Genomic DNA, 15,514 nt, shown 5'->3' with positions numbered 1-15,514 from the left:
GGCCGACGCCGTGAGCGTCGTTCCCGTCCGGTCACCGCATGACCGGTTCCGTCCTCGCCACCGGCCAGGACAGCCGGCCCGCCGCACCGGCCATCCGTGCCCCTGAGCCCCGCCCCACCCCTCGGACCGGCCTCGGGCCTCGGCGGCGGACCCCGCACGACACCGAGTACGAGCAGCAGCACCGACCACCGTCAGGGAGAGCGAGACCCTCAATGGCCCAGCCGCCCCTCCTCCGCGATGTCATCGACATCAAAGAGAACATCTCCACCTCGGACTTCGTGCTGTCCCTCGCCGAGGCGACGACTCCCGAAGGCGCACAGAACGCGCTCAAGGACTACGTCGTCACCGAGCGGCTGCTGGAGAACTTCGACGAGGCGCTGGCGCTCATCAAGTCCTCGCTCGACGGGCACCGTTCCAAGGCGGCCTACCTGCACGGCTCGTTCGGTTCCGGTAAGTCGCACTTCATGGCTGTGCTGTACGCGCTGCTCAGTGGTGACTCGGCCGCCCGTGCCCGTACCGAGTTCGACCCGGTGCTGACCAAGCACGAGTGGCTGACCACGGACGGCAAGAAGTTCCTGCTCGTGCCCTACCACATGCTCGGTGCGAAGGCCCTCGAACAGCGGGTGCTCGGCGGCTACGTCACGCACGTCAAGAAGCTGCGCCCGGACGCGCCGACCCCGCAGGTGTACCGGACCGACTCCCTCTTCGCCGACATCCGGGCCAACCGTGCCACCTACGGTGACGAGGCAGTCATCCGGGGCCTGGGCGGCGGCGACGCGGGCGACGGCGAAACGGACGAGTGGGGTGAGGGCTTCGGCTGGACCCCGCAGCTCCTCGACACCGCTCTCGCCGCCGAGGAGAACCACGAGGGGGGCACCCCGCTCAACCTCCGTAATCCCTCCACCCCGGCCGAGTTGCGCGCGAAGCTGGTCAATGACGCCAGCACCAACCTTTTCCCCGGCTTCGCCCAGAACGCCGTCGAGAACGAGCACGGCTTCATCTCCCTGGACGCCGGTCTGTCCGTCATCGCCGAGCACGCCAAGTCGCTCGGCTACGACGGGCTGATCCTTTTCCTGGACGAGTTGATCCTCTGGCTCGCGACCCTCATCCACGAGCAGAAGTTCGTGGCGCGCGAGGCCAGCAAGATCACGAACTTCGTGGAGGGCGGCGACGCCCGCCGCGCCATTCCCGTCGTGTCGTTCATCGCCCGTCAGCGCGACCTGCGTGAACTCGTAGGCGAAGAGGTGTCCGGCGCGGCGGAAGCCTCCATCCAGGACACCCTGAACCTGGCCTCCGGCCGCTTCGACAAGATCACCTTGGAGGACCGCAACCTCCCGCAGATCGCTCACGCGCGCATCCTCAAGGCGAAGGACGCCGAGGCGGAACGGCTCGTCGACGCGGCCTTCGAGCAGACCAAGCGGGTCGGCACCCAGGTCTGGGACACCCTCCTCGGCTCGGAGAAGGGCACGACCGGCGCGGACGCGGAGTCGTTCCGGCTGACGTACCCGTTCTCGCCGGCGTTCATGGACACCCTCGTCCACATCTCGTCCGCGCTGCAGCGCTCCCGTACCGGTCTGAAGCTGATGGGTGAACTTCTCGCCGACCACCGGGGCGAGATCCGGCTCGGGCAGCTCATCCCCGTCGGCGACCTCTACCCGGTGATCGCCAAGGGCGGCGACAAGCCGTTCACCGACAGCCTGAAGGTCGTCTTCGAGGCCGCCGACAAGCTGTACAAAACCAAGCTGCGGCCCTATCTGCTCAGTTCGTACGACATCACCGAGGACGACGTCGAGCAGTTCGTCAACCGGCCCGAGGCCATCACCGACCCGCAGCGCGCCAACCGTTGCCGCATGTTCGTCGGCGACAACCGGCTCGTGTGCACTCTGCTGCTGTCCGCGCTCGCGCCCAGCGTGCCGTCCTTGGCGGAGCTGACCGTCCGGAGGCTCGGTGCCCTCAACCACGGGTCGGTCCTCGCACCCATTCCGGGCGCCGAGGTCGGCATCATCAAAAACAAGGTCGCCGAGTGGGCGGCCCGGTTCCCCGAGATCAAGGAGACCGGCACCGACGCCAACCCCGGCGTACGGCTGGAGCTGTCCGGCGTCGACGTGGACTCCGTCATCGCCAACGCCCAGGTCAACGACAACCCCGGCAACCGGGTCGCCCTCGCGCGACGTCTGCTGTCCGAGGAACTGGGCGTCGAGCACGGGCAGTTGAGCGATCAGCTCGGCTTCGTGTGGCGCGGTACCGCCCGCACCGCCGAGATCGTGTTCGGCAACGTCGCCGACGAGGACGAGCTGCCCGACCACGACCTCATGCCCCAGGAGGACGGCCGCTGGCGTATCGCCATAGACCTCCCCTTCGACGAGGGTGAGTGGGGCCCGGTCGAGGACGTCAACCGCATCCGGCGGCTGCGCGAGCGCCAGCAGGGCGAGCGGTCCCGTATCGTCGCCTGGCTGCCCGCACACCTGTCCGCGCAGCGCTTCGCCGACTTCCGGCGTCTCGTCGTCATCGACAAGGCCCTCGCCGACGAGCACCGCTTCGACACCCAGTACGCCGGCCACCTCAACGCCGACAACCGCAGCCGCGCCAGGGGCCTCCTCGAAACCCAGCGCGAGGCTCTGCTCAAGCAGGTCAAGGGCGCCTTCAAGCAGGCGTACGGGCTCGCCCAGAAGCAGGCCGCCGACGTCGTGCCCGACTTCGACGACCACCTCGTCCCGTTGCCCGATGTCGACGGCCTCACCCTGTCCTTCGGGCAGAGCCTGCACGACGGCATCCGGCACGTCGCGGGCAAGCTGCTCGTCCACCAGTACCCGGCGCACCCCGACCTCGACCCCGACGGCACCGGCACCGCCGTCAAGTCGATCGACACCAAGAAGGTGTTCACCCACGTCCGGTCCGCCGCGGAAGCGCGTGACGGGCGGGTGGAGGTCCCGGCCGTCGACCGCAAGCTCATGCAGCGGATCGCCGGGCCCCTGCGCCTCGGGCAGCAGAAGGAGGCGTACTTCGAGCTGTCCCGCTACTGGGCCGACCACTTCCGTCAGCTCGCCAGCGCCCAGGGCGTCACCGGGGACCTGACCCTGATCACCCTGACCGACTGGACGGACAAGCCCGACCCGCGCGGTCTGCCCGACTTCCTCGCCCGGCTCGTCGTTGCCTCCTTCGCCGAGATGGACGACCGGGTGTGGGTGCGCGGCGGCACCGTACTCGACCCCGCGCCCGAACTGTCCGCGATCAAGGACCTCGACGCGCTGCGCAACCAGCCACGGCCCGCCGAAACCGACTGGGACACCGCACGGCAGCGTTTCGAGACGATCTTCGGTGCCAAGCCGCCCACCCTGTGGCGCGGTCGCATGATCAACCAGTTCGCCCGCCAGATCATCGAGGCCGCCCGCGCCCACCGGGACCACGCGGCGGACCTGGTACACCAGTTGGAGGCCCACGCCTCCTTCCTCGGCCTCGACCAGACCGCCGACACCGGACGGCTCGCCCTCGCCCGCCGCTCCCTGCAACTGCTGGACTCGCTCACGGCTGAGGCCGGCAAGGGCGCGGCCGGGGCGAAGAAGACCGTGGAGGCCCTCGCCTCCTTCGACCTGGGCGAGACCAGCGCCGACCGGTACGGGACCTCCATCAAGCAGGCCCGCGCCGTCGCGGAGGCCGTGGCCTCCGCCCCTTGGAGCACCCTGGAACTCGCCACCGGACCTGAGGGCGAGGCGCTGCTCGAGTCGCTCCGCAACGTGGCCCGGGACGACCAGCGCACCGCGGACCTGCGCGAGGCCCTCGCCCGTACCCAGCGCGAGGTCGTCGCTCTGCTGAAGCGGAACCAGGCTGCCGCCCAGCCACCCGCGCCCGTCGCGCCGCAGCCCACGGCCGACGACCTGGACCTGGGCAGGCCGACGAGCGATCCGCGGATCCCCTTCACCCCGCCGGAGACACCCACACCGGCCTCCTCCGGCAGAGGCTCCGCGCGAACGGCCGGTGGCCGCCGTACGACCGTGGCACGCGCCGCCGCCGACCTCCAGGCGGAACTGTCCGAACTGGCCGCCCGCCACCCTGACGCGACCATCGAGATCACCTGGAAGGTCGTCGAATGACGGACACCGTCGCCGCCGCTCCAGGCGCCGTCCGGCTGAACACCGCGACCGTCACCCAGTACCTGTCCTCGCAGACCTCCCTCGCCGCCTCCCTGAACGGAGACGGCGGGGGCAGGCGCCGGGTCGTGCTGCTGCGGTCCGCGCCCCAGTGGGACGGGCCCGCCGAACCCGTATGGGGCGAGGGCCGGACAGCCGGCGTCGCGGTGGCGCCCTCACCGCTCGCCGTCCACGAACTCATCCTCGACCACCTGGCGGGCCGGCGCCCCGGCCCCGCCGTCCTGGTCGTCCTCACCGACCGGGAGCAGAACGAACTCGACCCTGCGATCAGCGCACGCGTCCACAAGAAGCACATCGACATGGTCGACAGCTGGGAAGTCGTGCGGGAGGCGTTCGGCGCCCGGCAGATCGACCCGCGCCTGAAGGATGTCAACTGGGCCGCCGAAGCCCTGCTCGACGCCACCCCGCCCGGTGGCTGGCCGCCCGTGCCCGGCGGCTGGCTGTCCCGGCAGTACGCCCTCACGGCACTCGCCCAGCGCCGCCTGCGCCTGGGCCGCTACGACACCGAGGGCAGCACGCGGCGCCCCGGCGACGACCGGCTCGACGCGCAGACCCTGCTGCACTGGTCGACCCGGCCCGGAGCCCCCGAGCGGCTGCTGGGCCTGCGGGGTCCCGAGCGCGCCGGCCTGACCGCCTTCCTCGGCGAGGAGGACCAGGCCGGTCTCGCCGGACACGCTCTGCTCGCTCTCGTCGACGCCGAGCGCGGCGCGGACGCCGCCGCCTTCGGCCTCGTGTGCGAGGCCCTGTGGCAGCACGCCGAGCCCGCCCCCGAGACGTATCAGGCCCGGGGGCGGGCCGAACGCTACTTCGGCGACCAGCCCCCAGCCGTCGGCGAACAACTCGATGCCCTGGTGGGCGTCTTCGGCCGGTCCGCCGAGGAATACGTGAGCACGCTGCTGACGGCCGGACACCGGGGCGGCGGCGCCGACGCCGACCAGGCCCGCGAGGCGCGCCGCACCAGCGGAATCGTGCTCGACCGGGCTGCCGCGCTGGCCCGCCAGTTCGGCGCGGAGGCGGCCGTCGCGGCGAGCCCCGTCCTGCGCGGCGGACTGGAAGCCCGGTTCACCGCCGTCGGCCATGCCCTCGCGGCGGGCGACACGGCCGCGGTCACGGAGGCCGTCCGACGGCTCGCGGACCACCGGCTCGCCACCGACCCGGAAGAGTCCGCCCGCATCGAACGTGCCCGCATGGGGCAGCGCCTCGCCCTCTGGCTGGCCACCGACCCGTCCGCCGACGCACCCACCGTCGCCGCCGCCATACAGCGGCACGTCACCGAGACCGGCTGGGCCGACCTCGCCCTGGAACACATCGAGGCCGGCGGCGACCCGGACTCCGTTCTCAAGACCGCCTACGACACGCTCGGCACGCGCGTCAGGGACCGGCGGCGGCAGATCGACGCGTCCTTCGCGCGCTCGCTGGCCGGCTGGACGCGAGACGGCACCCGGCCCGGCGGCATGCTCACCGTCGAGACCTTCCTCGACCGGGTGGTCGGGCCCGTCGTCCGGCGCGGGGAGGAGCGGCGGGTGCTGCTGCTCGTGCTCGACGGCATGAGCGTGGCCATAGCGAACGAACTCGGCGAGGAACTGCGCCGCTCCTGGGCGGAGTTCGACCCGCTGGCCGAGGACACTCCGCGTCGGCGGGCGATGGCCGCCGCCCTCCCCACCGTGACGGCCGTGTCCCGGACATCGCTCTTCGCGGGCACCCTGATGAAGGGCACCCAGGCCGACGAGAAGAGGCTCTTCCCCACGCTGAAGCTGTGGAGCGGGGCACCGGCCGCCGTCTTCCACAAGGACGACCTGCGCACCGAGACGGCAGGCGACGCCTTGGGCCCGGCTCTCACGGATGCCCTCAACGACGGCAGGACGCACGTCGCCGTCGTCCTCAACGCCATCGACGACCGGCTCGCCAAGGAACAGAAACTCGGCGACGGGGCATGGCGAGTCGACGAAGTGCCCGGCCTGCGCGACCTGTTGCGAGTGGCGGCGGAACAAGGCATGGCCGTCATCGTCACCAGCGACCATGGCCACGTCGTCGACCGGCACGGCGCGAAGGCCGACGCCGCCACCGAGCCCGCGTCCGCGCGGCACCGCCTGCCCGGCGGCGGCCCGCTCGGCGAACGGGAGATCGCCCTTTCCGGGCCGCGCGTGGTCTGGCCCGAGCCCGACGCGTCCATCGTCGCGCTCTGGGACGCGGACTCCCGCTACACCGCCCTCAAGGCCGGCTATCACGGCGGAGCCTCCCTCGCCGAGTTCACCATTCCGGTGCTCGCCTTCCTGCGGTTCGGGGCGGAACCTCCGAAGGGTTGGCGGGAGCTGGGCGACCAGCGGCCGGTCTGGTGGGCTCTGGAGGAGGCCGGGAGGCCGGTGCCGGAGGAGCGTACGGCTCAGGCGGGCGGCATGGCTCCAGCAGCCGCCCCCAAGAAGCCGACTGCGAAGACCCAGAAGCAGCAGGCGGAACTCGCCCGGACGCACGAGGCTCTCTTCGACGTCGAGTTGACCGCCGGGGGCGACGACGCGCTGCTCACACCTACCCTCGTCTCCCGGACCGAGGCGCTCGTCACGGCGCTGCTCGACTCGCAGACGTATCTGGTGCAGCTCGACGGTCTGGCCCGCAAGCCGCAGCAGGAGCAGGTCCATAAGGCCCTCGCCGCCCTGCTCGACGCGGGCGGCACCCTGCCCGTGACCGCGCTCGCCCAGCGCGCGGGCATGCCCACCACCCGTGGCGACGGCTTCGCGGCGGTCCTGCGGCAGCTCCTCAACTACGACGGCGTACAGGTGCTGGAGACCCTGCCGGACGGACGCACGCTACGGCTCCATGAGGGGCTGCTCCGCGAGCAGTTCGCCCTCGGGGCGCACTGACAGCGGTCGGGGTGCCTCTGGCGTTCGCCTGAAGGCACCCCGAGCTGTGTGTTCGCTGCTCGCGGATCGCTGTTCCCAGGCAGAAGTCTCACGCGCGTAGGCGGTGAACATGGCTTCGAGCCCGGGCATGAACGGTGCCGGGTGCGACGACGATCTCGACGCAGTGGGCGCCACTCGTACCTCTGGAGCTGCTGGGCTGCAGCGAGCCCGTGGGCCTGCCGCGCGCTCCGCACGCGGTCATCCTGCGGGCCCAATGTCAGTGCGGATCAATACAGTTGTTCCGCCGGCGTGCGCCCGTGCGACCGGTTCCGTTCTCGAAGGAGCTCCTCAGGTGACTATACGAAGACGTGCGGCGGGTGCCGCGCTGGTCTTAGCGGCCGCGTCGTTCAATCTGCTCGGTGCCCCCGGCACGGCAGCGGCACAGTCCCAGGGCGGCATCGTCCTGCCCGTACGGTCGCACTGGCAGACCCTCGCCGACAGCCGCCATGTGTATGTCAGCTCGCCCGGCGACGACGCGGTGCTGGCCACCGATCACGACGGGCAGGCCGTGAAGAAGGTGGAGGGTCTCGACGGGGCGCGGGGCATGGCCGAGTCGGCCGACGAGTCGACCCTGTACGTGGCGCTCCCGGACGCTGACGCGATCTCCGTCATCGACACCGCGACCTTGACCGAGACGCGGCGCATCTCCACCGGGACCGACACCGAACCGGAGAGCGTCGCCCTCGCCGGCGACCGGCTGTTCTTCGGCTACCAGGCCACCGTCTTCGACGCCGGCATCGGGTCGGTCGGCATCGCCGAGGCGAGCCCGACCGTCCGCCTGGACGACAACCCCGTCTGGTACGGCAAGCCGCGGCTCGCCTCGTCGTCGGGCGCGCCCGACCGGCTCGTCGCCGCGGAGAGCCAGGGCGCGGCGGGCATGCGTGTGTACGACGTGGGCTCCGGCACGCTTCAGGAGACCGCCTACAGCGACGCCATCGGCGGTGTCGAGGACGTGGTGGTGACGCCGGACGGCAGCAGTGTGATCACCGCGTACGGCTCCAACTACTACCACCAGCGGTGGCGCCTGTCGGACCTGACGGAGGAGGCCCAGTACGACACGGGCCCCTACCCCAACTCCGTCGCTGTCGACTCCCATGGCACGGTCGCCGCGGGGATCGTGGCGGGAGGGGACTGGGACGTCTACCTCTACCGCCAGGGAGAGACCACCCCATACCGCACGGTCGCGTTGTCGTGGCCGTACATGGATCTGCTTCGCCGGGGCGTGGCCTGGGCGCCCGACGGCAACCGGCTGTTCGCCACCCGCTTCCCCTACTCGGGCGAGGTCATCCTCGACATCGTCACCGACGTCGCCAAGGCATCCAGCACGATCACTCTGTCCGCCCCGCCGACGAACCCCGTCGGCACGCCGGTCACCGTGACGGGAAAACTGACCTCCCTGATCCACTTCCCCAAGCACAGAACGGTCACGGTGACGCGAAACGGCGTGGAGCTGCCGGATGTGAAGGTCGCACGGGACGGCACCTTCCACTTCAGTGACACCCCGCCTGACTGGAACACGTATCCCCAGTACACGGTCACCTACGCGGGCGACGCCACGCATGTGCCCGGCACGGCGACCGTCATGGTCGAGTTCGTCAGCTGACCGGGCCGGGCAGTTTGCCGACCCCGTCACAAAGGGCCGGTGTCCCGTAGGACACCGGCCCCACACCGCGCCGGCGTACCGGACGTCGTGGCCAAGTACCCCTTATCTCTTGTCGGTTGTCGGTCCAACCTGACACTCACCTCCCGAGACCGCCACCCATCGCCTCAGGCCACGAACGCCCGCAGCAGCTTTGCGAACGTCGTCAGTTCGTCGAGCAACTCCTGCGGAAGCGGCTTCTCGTCGAAGTGCGCGATCCGGTTGCGGATGTCCTTCACCTGCTTCAGACGGCCGATGAACTGCTCCCTGGGCATGTTGGGCCACTTGAGGGCTTCCCAGTTGGCGTCGGCGGCTTCGGCCAGCGACGTCTTCGTCTGGTCGCCGTCCAGAAGCTTCAGATAGTCGCCGAACATGAGGTCGGAGACCTGGCCGGTGCGGTGCTCGGCCTTCTTGTTCGTCTGAACGGCCTTGATGGTCTCCTCGTCCAGTGCCGCGCCCAGGCAACGGCGCAGCAGGGACTCGATCTCGCCGACGATGAAGAAGGGCCGTGCCGCTCCCTCGAAGCGGTCCGTGACGTCCGCTGCGCTGACGATGCCGGAGAGGCAGCCGTCGTCGCCCCGGACCAGGAGGTAGCCGTGTTCGCGGATGACCGGCAGGGCGGAGAAGAACTCCTGGCGGGTGTCGGCGACCGGAAGGGAGTCCTTCTCCATCGCGTTGTCCAGCGTGGGCTGCTTGCCCGCCTCGTACATCTTGGCGACGGATCCCCAGGTGACCACCCCGTGGATCTGCGCCATGCCGGTGGTCACCGGGACCTGCGCGAGGCCCTTCGTGCGCATCAGGAACGTGGTCTGCGCCAGGGGCGTACCGGGACCGACGGACACCAGACCGCGCCGCGCCGACGGGATGTCTCCGAGCAGCAGACGCTGCGGCAGGGCGGCCGAAGGCAGGGCCTCGTCCGTTTCGTCCTCCTCCACGTCCGCGGGAGCGGCCTGCGCGGGGACGGACGCGAGCGGCACCACTTCGACGTTGCTGCGCTGACCGCAGACGGCGAAGTCCGGCAGCGTCGTCAGCCCGGCGTCCGTGAGCGCCTGCGAGATGCGGTGCACCGTCCGGTGGTCGCGGACCCTGACCCGGAAAAGATCCAGAATGTCCTGCACGGGCACGGTCCTGCCCTTGAGCGCGGCGAGGTCCTGACCGCTCGGTGCGGTCGTCATCGGGCGTCGCCCTCCGCGAGGTCACGGAGCATGGTCCTCTTGCCCATGGCGGAGTGCACGAGATCCTGCAACTGCTTGGAACGGTCGTTGTAGAACCGTTCGTAGTCGTTGTCGCGGAGTGCTTCCGGATCGATGAGGTGGGTGGCGAGCACATCGTCGAACCACTCGGGGCGCATGTCGGAGGCGGCGACCATCGTGGACAGGTAGGACGCCGGCGCCCCGGTCATGTCCATCGCCGCGCGGTAGGACAGCGGGGTCTTGTTCACGATGGAGTTCGTGGGCAGGTCCTGGCTGTTGCCCCGCCGGAACCAGGTCTTGGGGAAGATCTGCCGGACGTCCACGCTGTACTCGTCCAGCCTGCCGGGCTTGAGCGGGCTGTCCGTGTGGTGCCAGTCCACCGCCCCCTGCTTGATCAGCAGGGCGTAGATGCCCTTGTAGGCGGCGCTGTTGCGGGTGGTGAGGCTGTCGAGGCGGTCGGCGAAGAAGAACGCGTCCGCGACGGTGTCGGGCGCCCGGTCGTCCTGCGCGATCCAGGGGACGAGCTGCTCGACGTCACGGGTGAAGCGGGTCTCGGTGGAGCCGCCGTACATCTCGCCGAGGACCCCGCACCAGTACCACTGCTCGGTCTTCTCCTCCGCTCCCAGGCCGTCCAGCGCCGTGTCGAGGATGGCACGGACGGCCGCGAGCGGGACGAGCTGCGTCTTGTACGGCAGGTCGCTCGGGCGGACGATGCACTGCCGTTCCAGGAAGTCGCCCACCCAGGCGAAGGCGTCAGCGAGTTTCGGCGCCAGCCGGACGAAGTCGGCCAGCGGGAGGTCCAGCAGATCCCGGCGCTTGCACGACACCGTCGCCCCCCTGCCCGACTGCTTCCGCTCCCAGGTGCGTACCAGGGCGATGGCCTGCAGGAAGTCGATGCTGCTCAGCCCGTTCTCGAGGCCGCTGTCCAGACGGCCGAAGACCGGGTACTTGGCTGCCAGCCCCTGCTTGATCTCCTGCCACACTTTGGGGAGTTGGTAGTAGTCCCCGCTCTGGTCCACGTAGTCGCGGTCCCCGGCGTAGGTCGCGGTGAGCAGTTCGAAGACGTTCAGAGGTACGCCGCCCGTATTGACCCGCTCGAAGACCGCGCACACGGCGTCCATGGAGGTGGTGGCGGCCAGCCGGATCATCGGGACCTGGAAGGCGCGGACCTGCTGGAGGACCAACTCGTCGAACTGCCCCCACAGGTTCCAGTTCCGGTCCTCGTCCGCCTTGACGTACGACATCATCCACTGGTTCACACGCTGGGCGTCGAAAACGAGATGCAGAGGGAAGAGACCGGCCGCGCACTCGTTCTCCGTGGTGCTCAGATCCAGCACCACCGTACGGTTGAAGTCGGTGCGGAGAACCTTGTCCGCCGGGACGGACAGGATGGCTTCGTCGCGATCCGCACCCGGGCCCACGGCCTTCTCGATGTCGACGTAGTACCACCGCTCGATGGGCTTGTTACGGGCGTCCGCCGTCTCCACCGGGGCATCCAGCCACAGGGCCTGGAAGAGGGAGGTGAGACGCTGCTGACCGTCGAGCAGGAGGAGGTCCGCGGCCGGATCCCCGTCCGGGCGTGCCCCGGTGAGCGTCCGGGAACGGAATCGGGTGGCGCCGCCGGTCTGCAGCGTCATCACCACGCCGAGCGGATAGTCCAACGTCACCGTCGCGATGATCGCGCGGATCCGATCGTCGTCCCACTTCCAGTTGCGCTGGAAGTCGGGCAACTGTAAGGAGCCTGACGCCACATCCGCTAGTACGTCCTTCAGCTTCACATTGTCGAGTGCCGCCACGTTCGTCCCACTCCCACCCTGCCGAATGTACGGAGAGTGATTCCAGCAGCGTATCCGGGTGACCGTCAACCGATTCAACGAAGTAGGCGCCCCGCCACGGTGCCCGCGTGCAGCGCGGACCGATCCGCGGCCGCCATCCGGCCTCCGTACGGGCGTGCCCGTGGAAATGGAAGACTGACTCCTGTGAGCACCACCGGATCCCAGCGCCCCGCCCAGGTGAGCGCCGCCCGCCGCCGTACCGTCATCGACGCGCTGCGACGCGGTGCCGTGCCCGACAGCGGCCTCGACCTGCTGGCCACCGGACTCGACCGGTTCGAAACGGCCCTGGACGCGGAACTGGACTCGGTGGCGTCGGGCGGGTCCGTGTTCAAGGCCGTGCGGGGCGAGTACGGGTCAGGCAAGACGTTCTTCACCCGCTGGCTGGGGGAGCGGGCCAAGCGTCGCAACTTCGCAGTGGCCGAGATCCAGATCTCGGAGAACGAGACACCACTGCACAGGCTGGAGACGGTCTACCGGCGGCTCACCGAGCGCCTCACCACCTCCAGCTTCCCTGCGAGCGCCCTCCGGCCCGTCGTCGATGCCTGGTTCTACGCCCTGGAGGAGGACGCACTCGCCGCAGGTGCGACCGAGGACGATCTTCCGGGCGAGGTGGAGAAGCTGCTCGTCGCACGGCTCGCCGAGGTCTCCCGGCACGCACCGTCGTTCGCCACCGCTCTGCGCGGCTACCGCGCCGCCCTCGCGGACGGCGACGAGGCGACCGCGGCGGCCGTCCTGGCGTGGCTCGGCGGCCAGCCGCACGTGGCGGCCTCCGCCCGCCGATCTGCCGGGGTGCGCGGCGACCTCGACCACTTCGGTGCGCTCGGGTTCCTGCAGGGGCTACTCACTGTGTTGCGCGACTCCGGGCACAACGGGCTGTTCGTCGTCCTCGACGAGGTGGAGACGCTGCAGCGGGTCCGGTCGGACGCCCGCGACAAGGCACTCAACGCGCTGCGGCAGCTCATCGACGAGGTGCACTCGGGCCGCTTCCCCGGGCTCTACCTGGTCATCACGGGGACCCCGGCCTTCTACGACGGTCAGCAGGGTGTGCAGCGTCTTGCGCCGCTCGCTCAGCGGCTGGCCACCGACTTCACCACCGACCCGCGCTTCGACAACCCTCGCGCCGTGCAGATCAGGCTTCCCGGCTTCAACCAGGAGTCCCTGGTCGGACTCGGCCTCACCATCCGTGACCTGTACGCCGATGCCGCAGAGGCACCCGACCGTGTGCGGAAGGTCGTCGACGACGTGTATGTCGCGGACCTCGCGGTGGCCGTCGGCGGGGCGCTGGGCGGGAAGGTCGGAGTGGCTCCCCGGCTGTTCCTGAAGAAACTCGTCGGGGACGTACTCGACCGCGTGGACCAGTTCGACGACTTCGACCCCCGGCAGCACTACCGGCTCACCGTCGTCGGCAGCGAACTCACCGATGTGGAGCGGAATCTGGCCGCCACGGTCTCCGGAGAGTCCGCGTCGGCCGATGACATCGACCTGGAGCTGTGATGGCGGACGCGGGACTCCCGGCCGGGAAAGACCCGGGGGACGAGGACGTCGACGTGCTGGACCGACTCGACCCCGTCGTCCTGCATCACATCGTCAACACCCTCGGCTGGCCCGATCTGCGCCCCCTGCAACGCGCGGCGATCACGCCGCTCATGGAGGGACAGGACGCCGTACTGCTGGCTCCGACGGCTGGGGGCAAGACCGAGGCGGCCTGCTTCCCCCTGCTGTCGGCGATGGCAGAGCAGAAGTGGACCGGCACATCCGTGCTGTACCTGTGCCCGCTCAAGGCACTCCTCAACAACCTGGTCGTCCGCGTCGACGCGTACGCCCAGTGGCTGGGGCGACGCGCTGAACTCTGGCACGGTGACACCAAGGAATCGCAACGCCGGCGCATCCGGGCCGAGGCACCGGACATCCTGCTGACCACGCCCGAGTCGCTCGAAGCGATGCTGATCGGCGTCAAGACCGACCACGCCCGCCTTCTGGGGAGTGTGCGAGCCGTCGTCGTCGACGAAGTGCACGCGTTCGCGGGGGATGACCGGGGATGGCACCTGCTCGCCGTGCTCGAACGGTTGGAGCGGGTCACCGGACGGCCTATTCAGCGCGTTGGACTCTCAGCGACCGTCGGCAACCCGGCCGAGCTGCTGCACTGGCTGCAAGGCGCGGGAGTCGGCAGCCGCAACGGTCAGGTCGTCGCCCCTGGAGTGCACCTGCCGGCCACCGACGGCAGCGGACGCGGTGACATGGCGATCCCCGAGGCGTCCCCCCGGCCTGCGGGCGAAGTGGAACTCGACTACGTCGGCTCCCTCGACAACGCGGCCAAACTCATCGCGGCGCTGCACAGAGGCGAGAAGCGGCTCGTCTTCTGCGACTCGCGCCGCCAGGTCGAGGAGTTGGGCGCGGCGCTCCGCGCGCGCGAGGTGACCGTCTTCCTGTCCCACGCCTCTCTCTCCGTCGATGAACGCACCCGTTCCGAGCAGGCGTTCGCGGAGGCCCGTGACTGCGTCATCGTCTCCACGTCAACCCTCGAGCTCGGCATTGACGTCGGTGACCTGGACCGCGTCATCCAGATCGACTCACCGGCCTCCGTCGCCTCGTTCCTGCAGCGCATCGGCCGCACCGGGCGGCGTTCCGGCACCGTGCGGAACTGTCTGTTCCTCACCACCCGCAAGGACACACTGCTGCAGGCGGCGGGCCTGCTGTTGCTGTGGTCGCGCGGCTGGGTGGAACCGGTCCTCCCTCCGCCGGAGCCGCGCCACCTGGTGGCCCAGCAACTGCTTGCCGTCACCCTGCAACAGCACAAGCTCGGCGACCAGTTGTGGGACCGGCAGTGGAACGGCCTCGCCCCCTTCGACAAGTCGGCAGCCCCCATCCTGCGGTTCCTCACCGATGAGGGCTACCTCGACAGTGACGGTGGGATGTTGTTCATCGGTCCCGAGGCGGAACGCCGCTTCGGGAAACGGCACTTCATCGAACTCACCGCCTCCTTCACCGCGCCGCCGCAGTTCACCGTCCTGTCCGGACGCACGGAGATCGGCCGCACCGACCCGAGCGTGCTCACCGAGGAACGCCCCGGCCCCAGGCGGTTGCTGCTCGGTGGACGCAGTTGGCAGGTCACGTACATCGACTGGCTGCGCAAACGCGTCTTCGTCGAGCCGGCCGACGGCGGCGGAATCGCCAAGTGGATGAACGGTGGCGTCGTCGGACTGTCGTACGCGCTGACGCGCGCCATGCGCGAGGCGCTGCTCGGTGCGAACCCGCCCGTATCCCTCACCCGTCGGGCGGAGGCATGCCTGGCCGAACAGCGCGAGAGCGACGCACCCGACACCGTGCTCCCGGGAGGCACTTTGATCACGCGCGTCGGCTCCGATGTCCGTTGGTGGACCTGGGCCGGATACCGCGCCAACGCCACCCTGGCAGCCACGCTCCAGTCGGTCACCGACCCTCTGCAACGACCCACCGACAGCTGGCTGCGCCTGCGAGAGAACCTCACCCCGGCCGACTGGCGTGCCGCCCGTGACAACGTCGGCGAGAACCTCGTCCTGCCTGACGTGGACCGCCGGGCCGTACGCGGCCTGAAGTTCTCCGCCGCCCTCCCGGAACGCCTAGCCGTAGCCACGGTGGCGGCCCGCTTGGCCGACTTCGAGAGCGCCGGCTTGGTGCTGGGCGAACCGGCGCGCTTTCAGTACGACGGCTGAAGCGGAAAAGCCGATAAGTCTGCTTCAGACGGACGCCAAGGGTTACGCCCGACCCAACTGCTCCGTCACCACTTGGTGCGCCCGCCGCCCAGTAGGTGCGTGAAGCCCGC

Annotated in this window: 7 protein-coding genes; 5 read left to right on the top strand and 2 right to left on the bottom strand. The window is 70.0% G+C overall.

Going from position 1 to position 15,514, the window contains the following annotated elements:
• The first annotated feature begins 212 nt into the window (after positions 1–212).
• From ACH4TV_RS02515 to ACH4TV_RS02505, 3 genes are all read left to right on the top strand, one after another.
• Positions 213–4,091 carry a phage resistance protein gene (locus ACH4TV_RS02515; protein ID WP_398393426.1) on the top strand — a complete coding sequence of 1,293 codons (3,879 nt, stop codon included), beginning with the start codon at positions 213–215 and terminating at the stop codon, positions 4,089–4,091.
• Positions 4,088–7,006, top strand: a complete 2,919-nt coding sequence (gene pglZ / locus ACH4TV_RS02510) for a BREX-2 system phosphatase PglZ (RefSeq protein ID WP_398393425.1) — start codon at positions 4,088–4,090, stop codon at positions 7,004–7,006. Before ACH4TV_RS02515 ends, pglZ begins: the two co-directional genes overlap by 4 nt.
• A 331-nt stretch (positions 7,007–7,337) precedes the next feature.
• The gene (locus ACH4TV_RS02505) at positions 7,338–8,648 is read left to right on the top strand and encodes a hypothetical protein (protein WP_398393423.1); all 1,311 of its coding nucleotides are present in this window, start codon (positions 7,338–7,340) and stop codon (positions 8,646–8,648) included.
• A 164-nt stretch (positions 8,649–8,812) separates the two neighbouring features.
• Here ACH4TV_RS02505 and ACH4TV_RS02500 read toward each other — a convergent pair whose 3' ends face one another.
• Together ACH4TV_RS02500 and ACH4TV_RS02495 are read right to left on the bottom strand one after the other, a co-directional pair.
• Complete coding sequence (locus ACH4TV_RS02500; RefSeq protein WP_398393422.1) at positions 8,813–9,859, bottom strand: CBS domain-containing protein; 1,047 nt, start codon at positions 9,857–9,859, stop codon at positions 8,813–8,815.
• Complete coding sequence (locus ACH4TV_RS02495) at positions 9,856–11,673, bottom strand: DUF262 domain-containing protein (RefSeq protein WP_398393420.1); 1,818 nt, start codon at positions 11,671–11,673, stop codon at positions 9,856–9,858. The genes ACH4TV_RS02500 and ACH4TV_RS02495 overlap by 4 nt, the downstream gene beginning before the upstream one ends.
• 183 nt (positions 11,674–11,856) lie before the next feature.
• Between ACH4TV_RS02495 and brxD the strand changes: the two genes are divergently transcribed.
• Positions 11,857–13,206 (top strand): BREX system ATP-binding protein BrxD, encoded by a 1,350-nt coding sequence (gene brxD / locus ACH4TV_RS02490; RefSeq protein WP_398393418.1) that lies wholly within the window; start codon positions 11,857–11,859, stop codon positions 13,204–13,206.
• Positions 13,206–15,404, top strand: coding sequence for a DEAD/DEAH box helicase (locus tag ACH4TV_RS02485; RefSeq protein WP_398393416.1), 2,199 nt, complete (start codon positions 13,206–13,208; stop codon positions 15,402–15,404). Before brxD ends, ACH4TV_RS02485 begins: the two co-directional genes overlap by 1 nt.
• The last annotated feature ends 110 nt before the right edge of the window (positions 15,405–15,514 follow it).

The sequence above is a fragment of the Streptomyces sp. NPDC020898 genome (assembly GCF_044333925.1).
GTDB lineage: Bacteria > Actinomycetota > Actinomycetes > Streptomycetales > Streptomycetaceae > Streptomyces.
This window is presented reverse-complemented; position numbering and strand designations above follow the sequence as displayed.

Excerpts from the sequence above, each read along its gene's own strand:
- ACH4TV_RS02500 (WP_398393422.1), bottom strand. The coding sequence starts at position 9,859 with ATGACGACCGCACCGAGCGGTCAGGACCTCGCCGCGCTCAAGGGCAGG.
- ACH4TV_RS02515 (WP_398393426.1), top strand. The coding sequence starts at position 213 with ATGGCCCAGCCGCCCCTCCTCCGCGATGTCATCGACATCAAAGAGAAC.
- ACH4TV_RS02485 (WP_398393416.1), top strand. The coding sequence starts at position 13,206 with ATGGCGGACGCGGGACTCCCGGCCGGGAAAGACCCGGGGGACGAGGAC.
- pglZ (WP_398393425.1), top strand. The coding sequence starts at position 4,088 with ATGACGGACACCGTCGCCGCCGCTCCAGGCGCCGTCCGGCTGAACACC.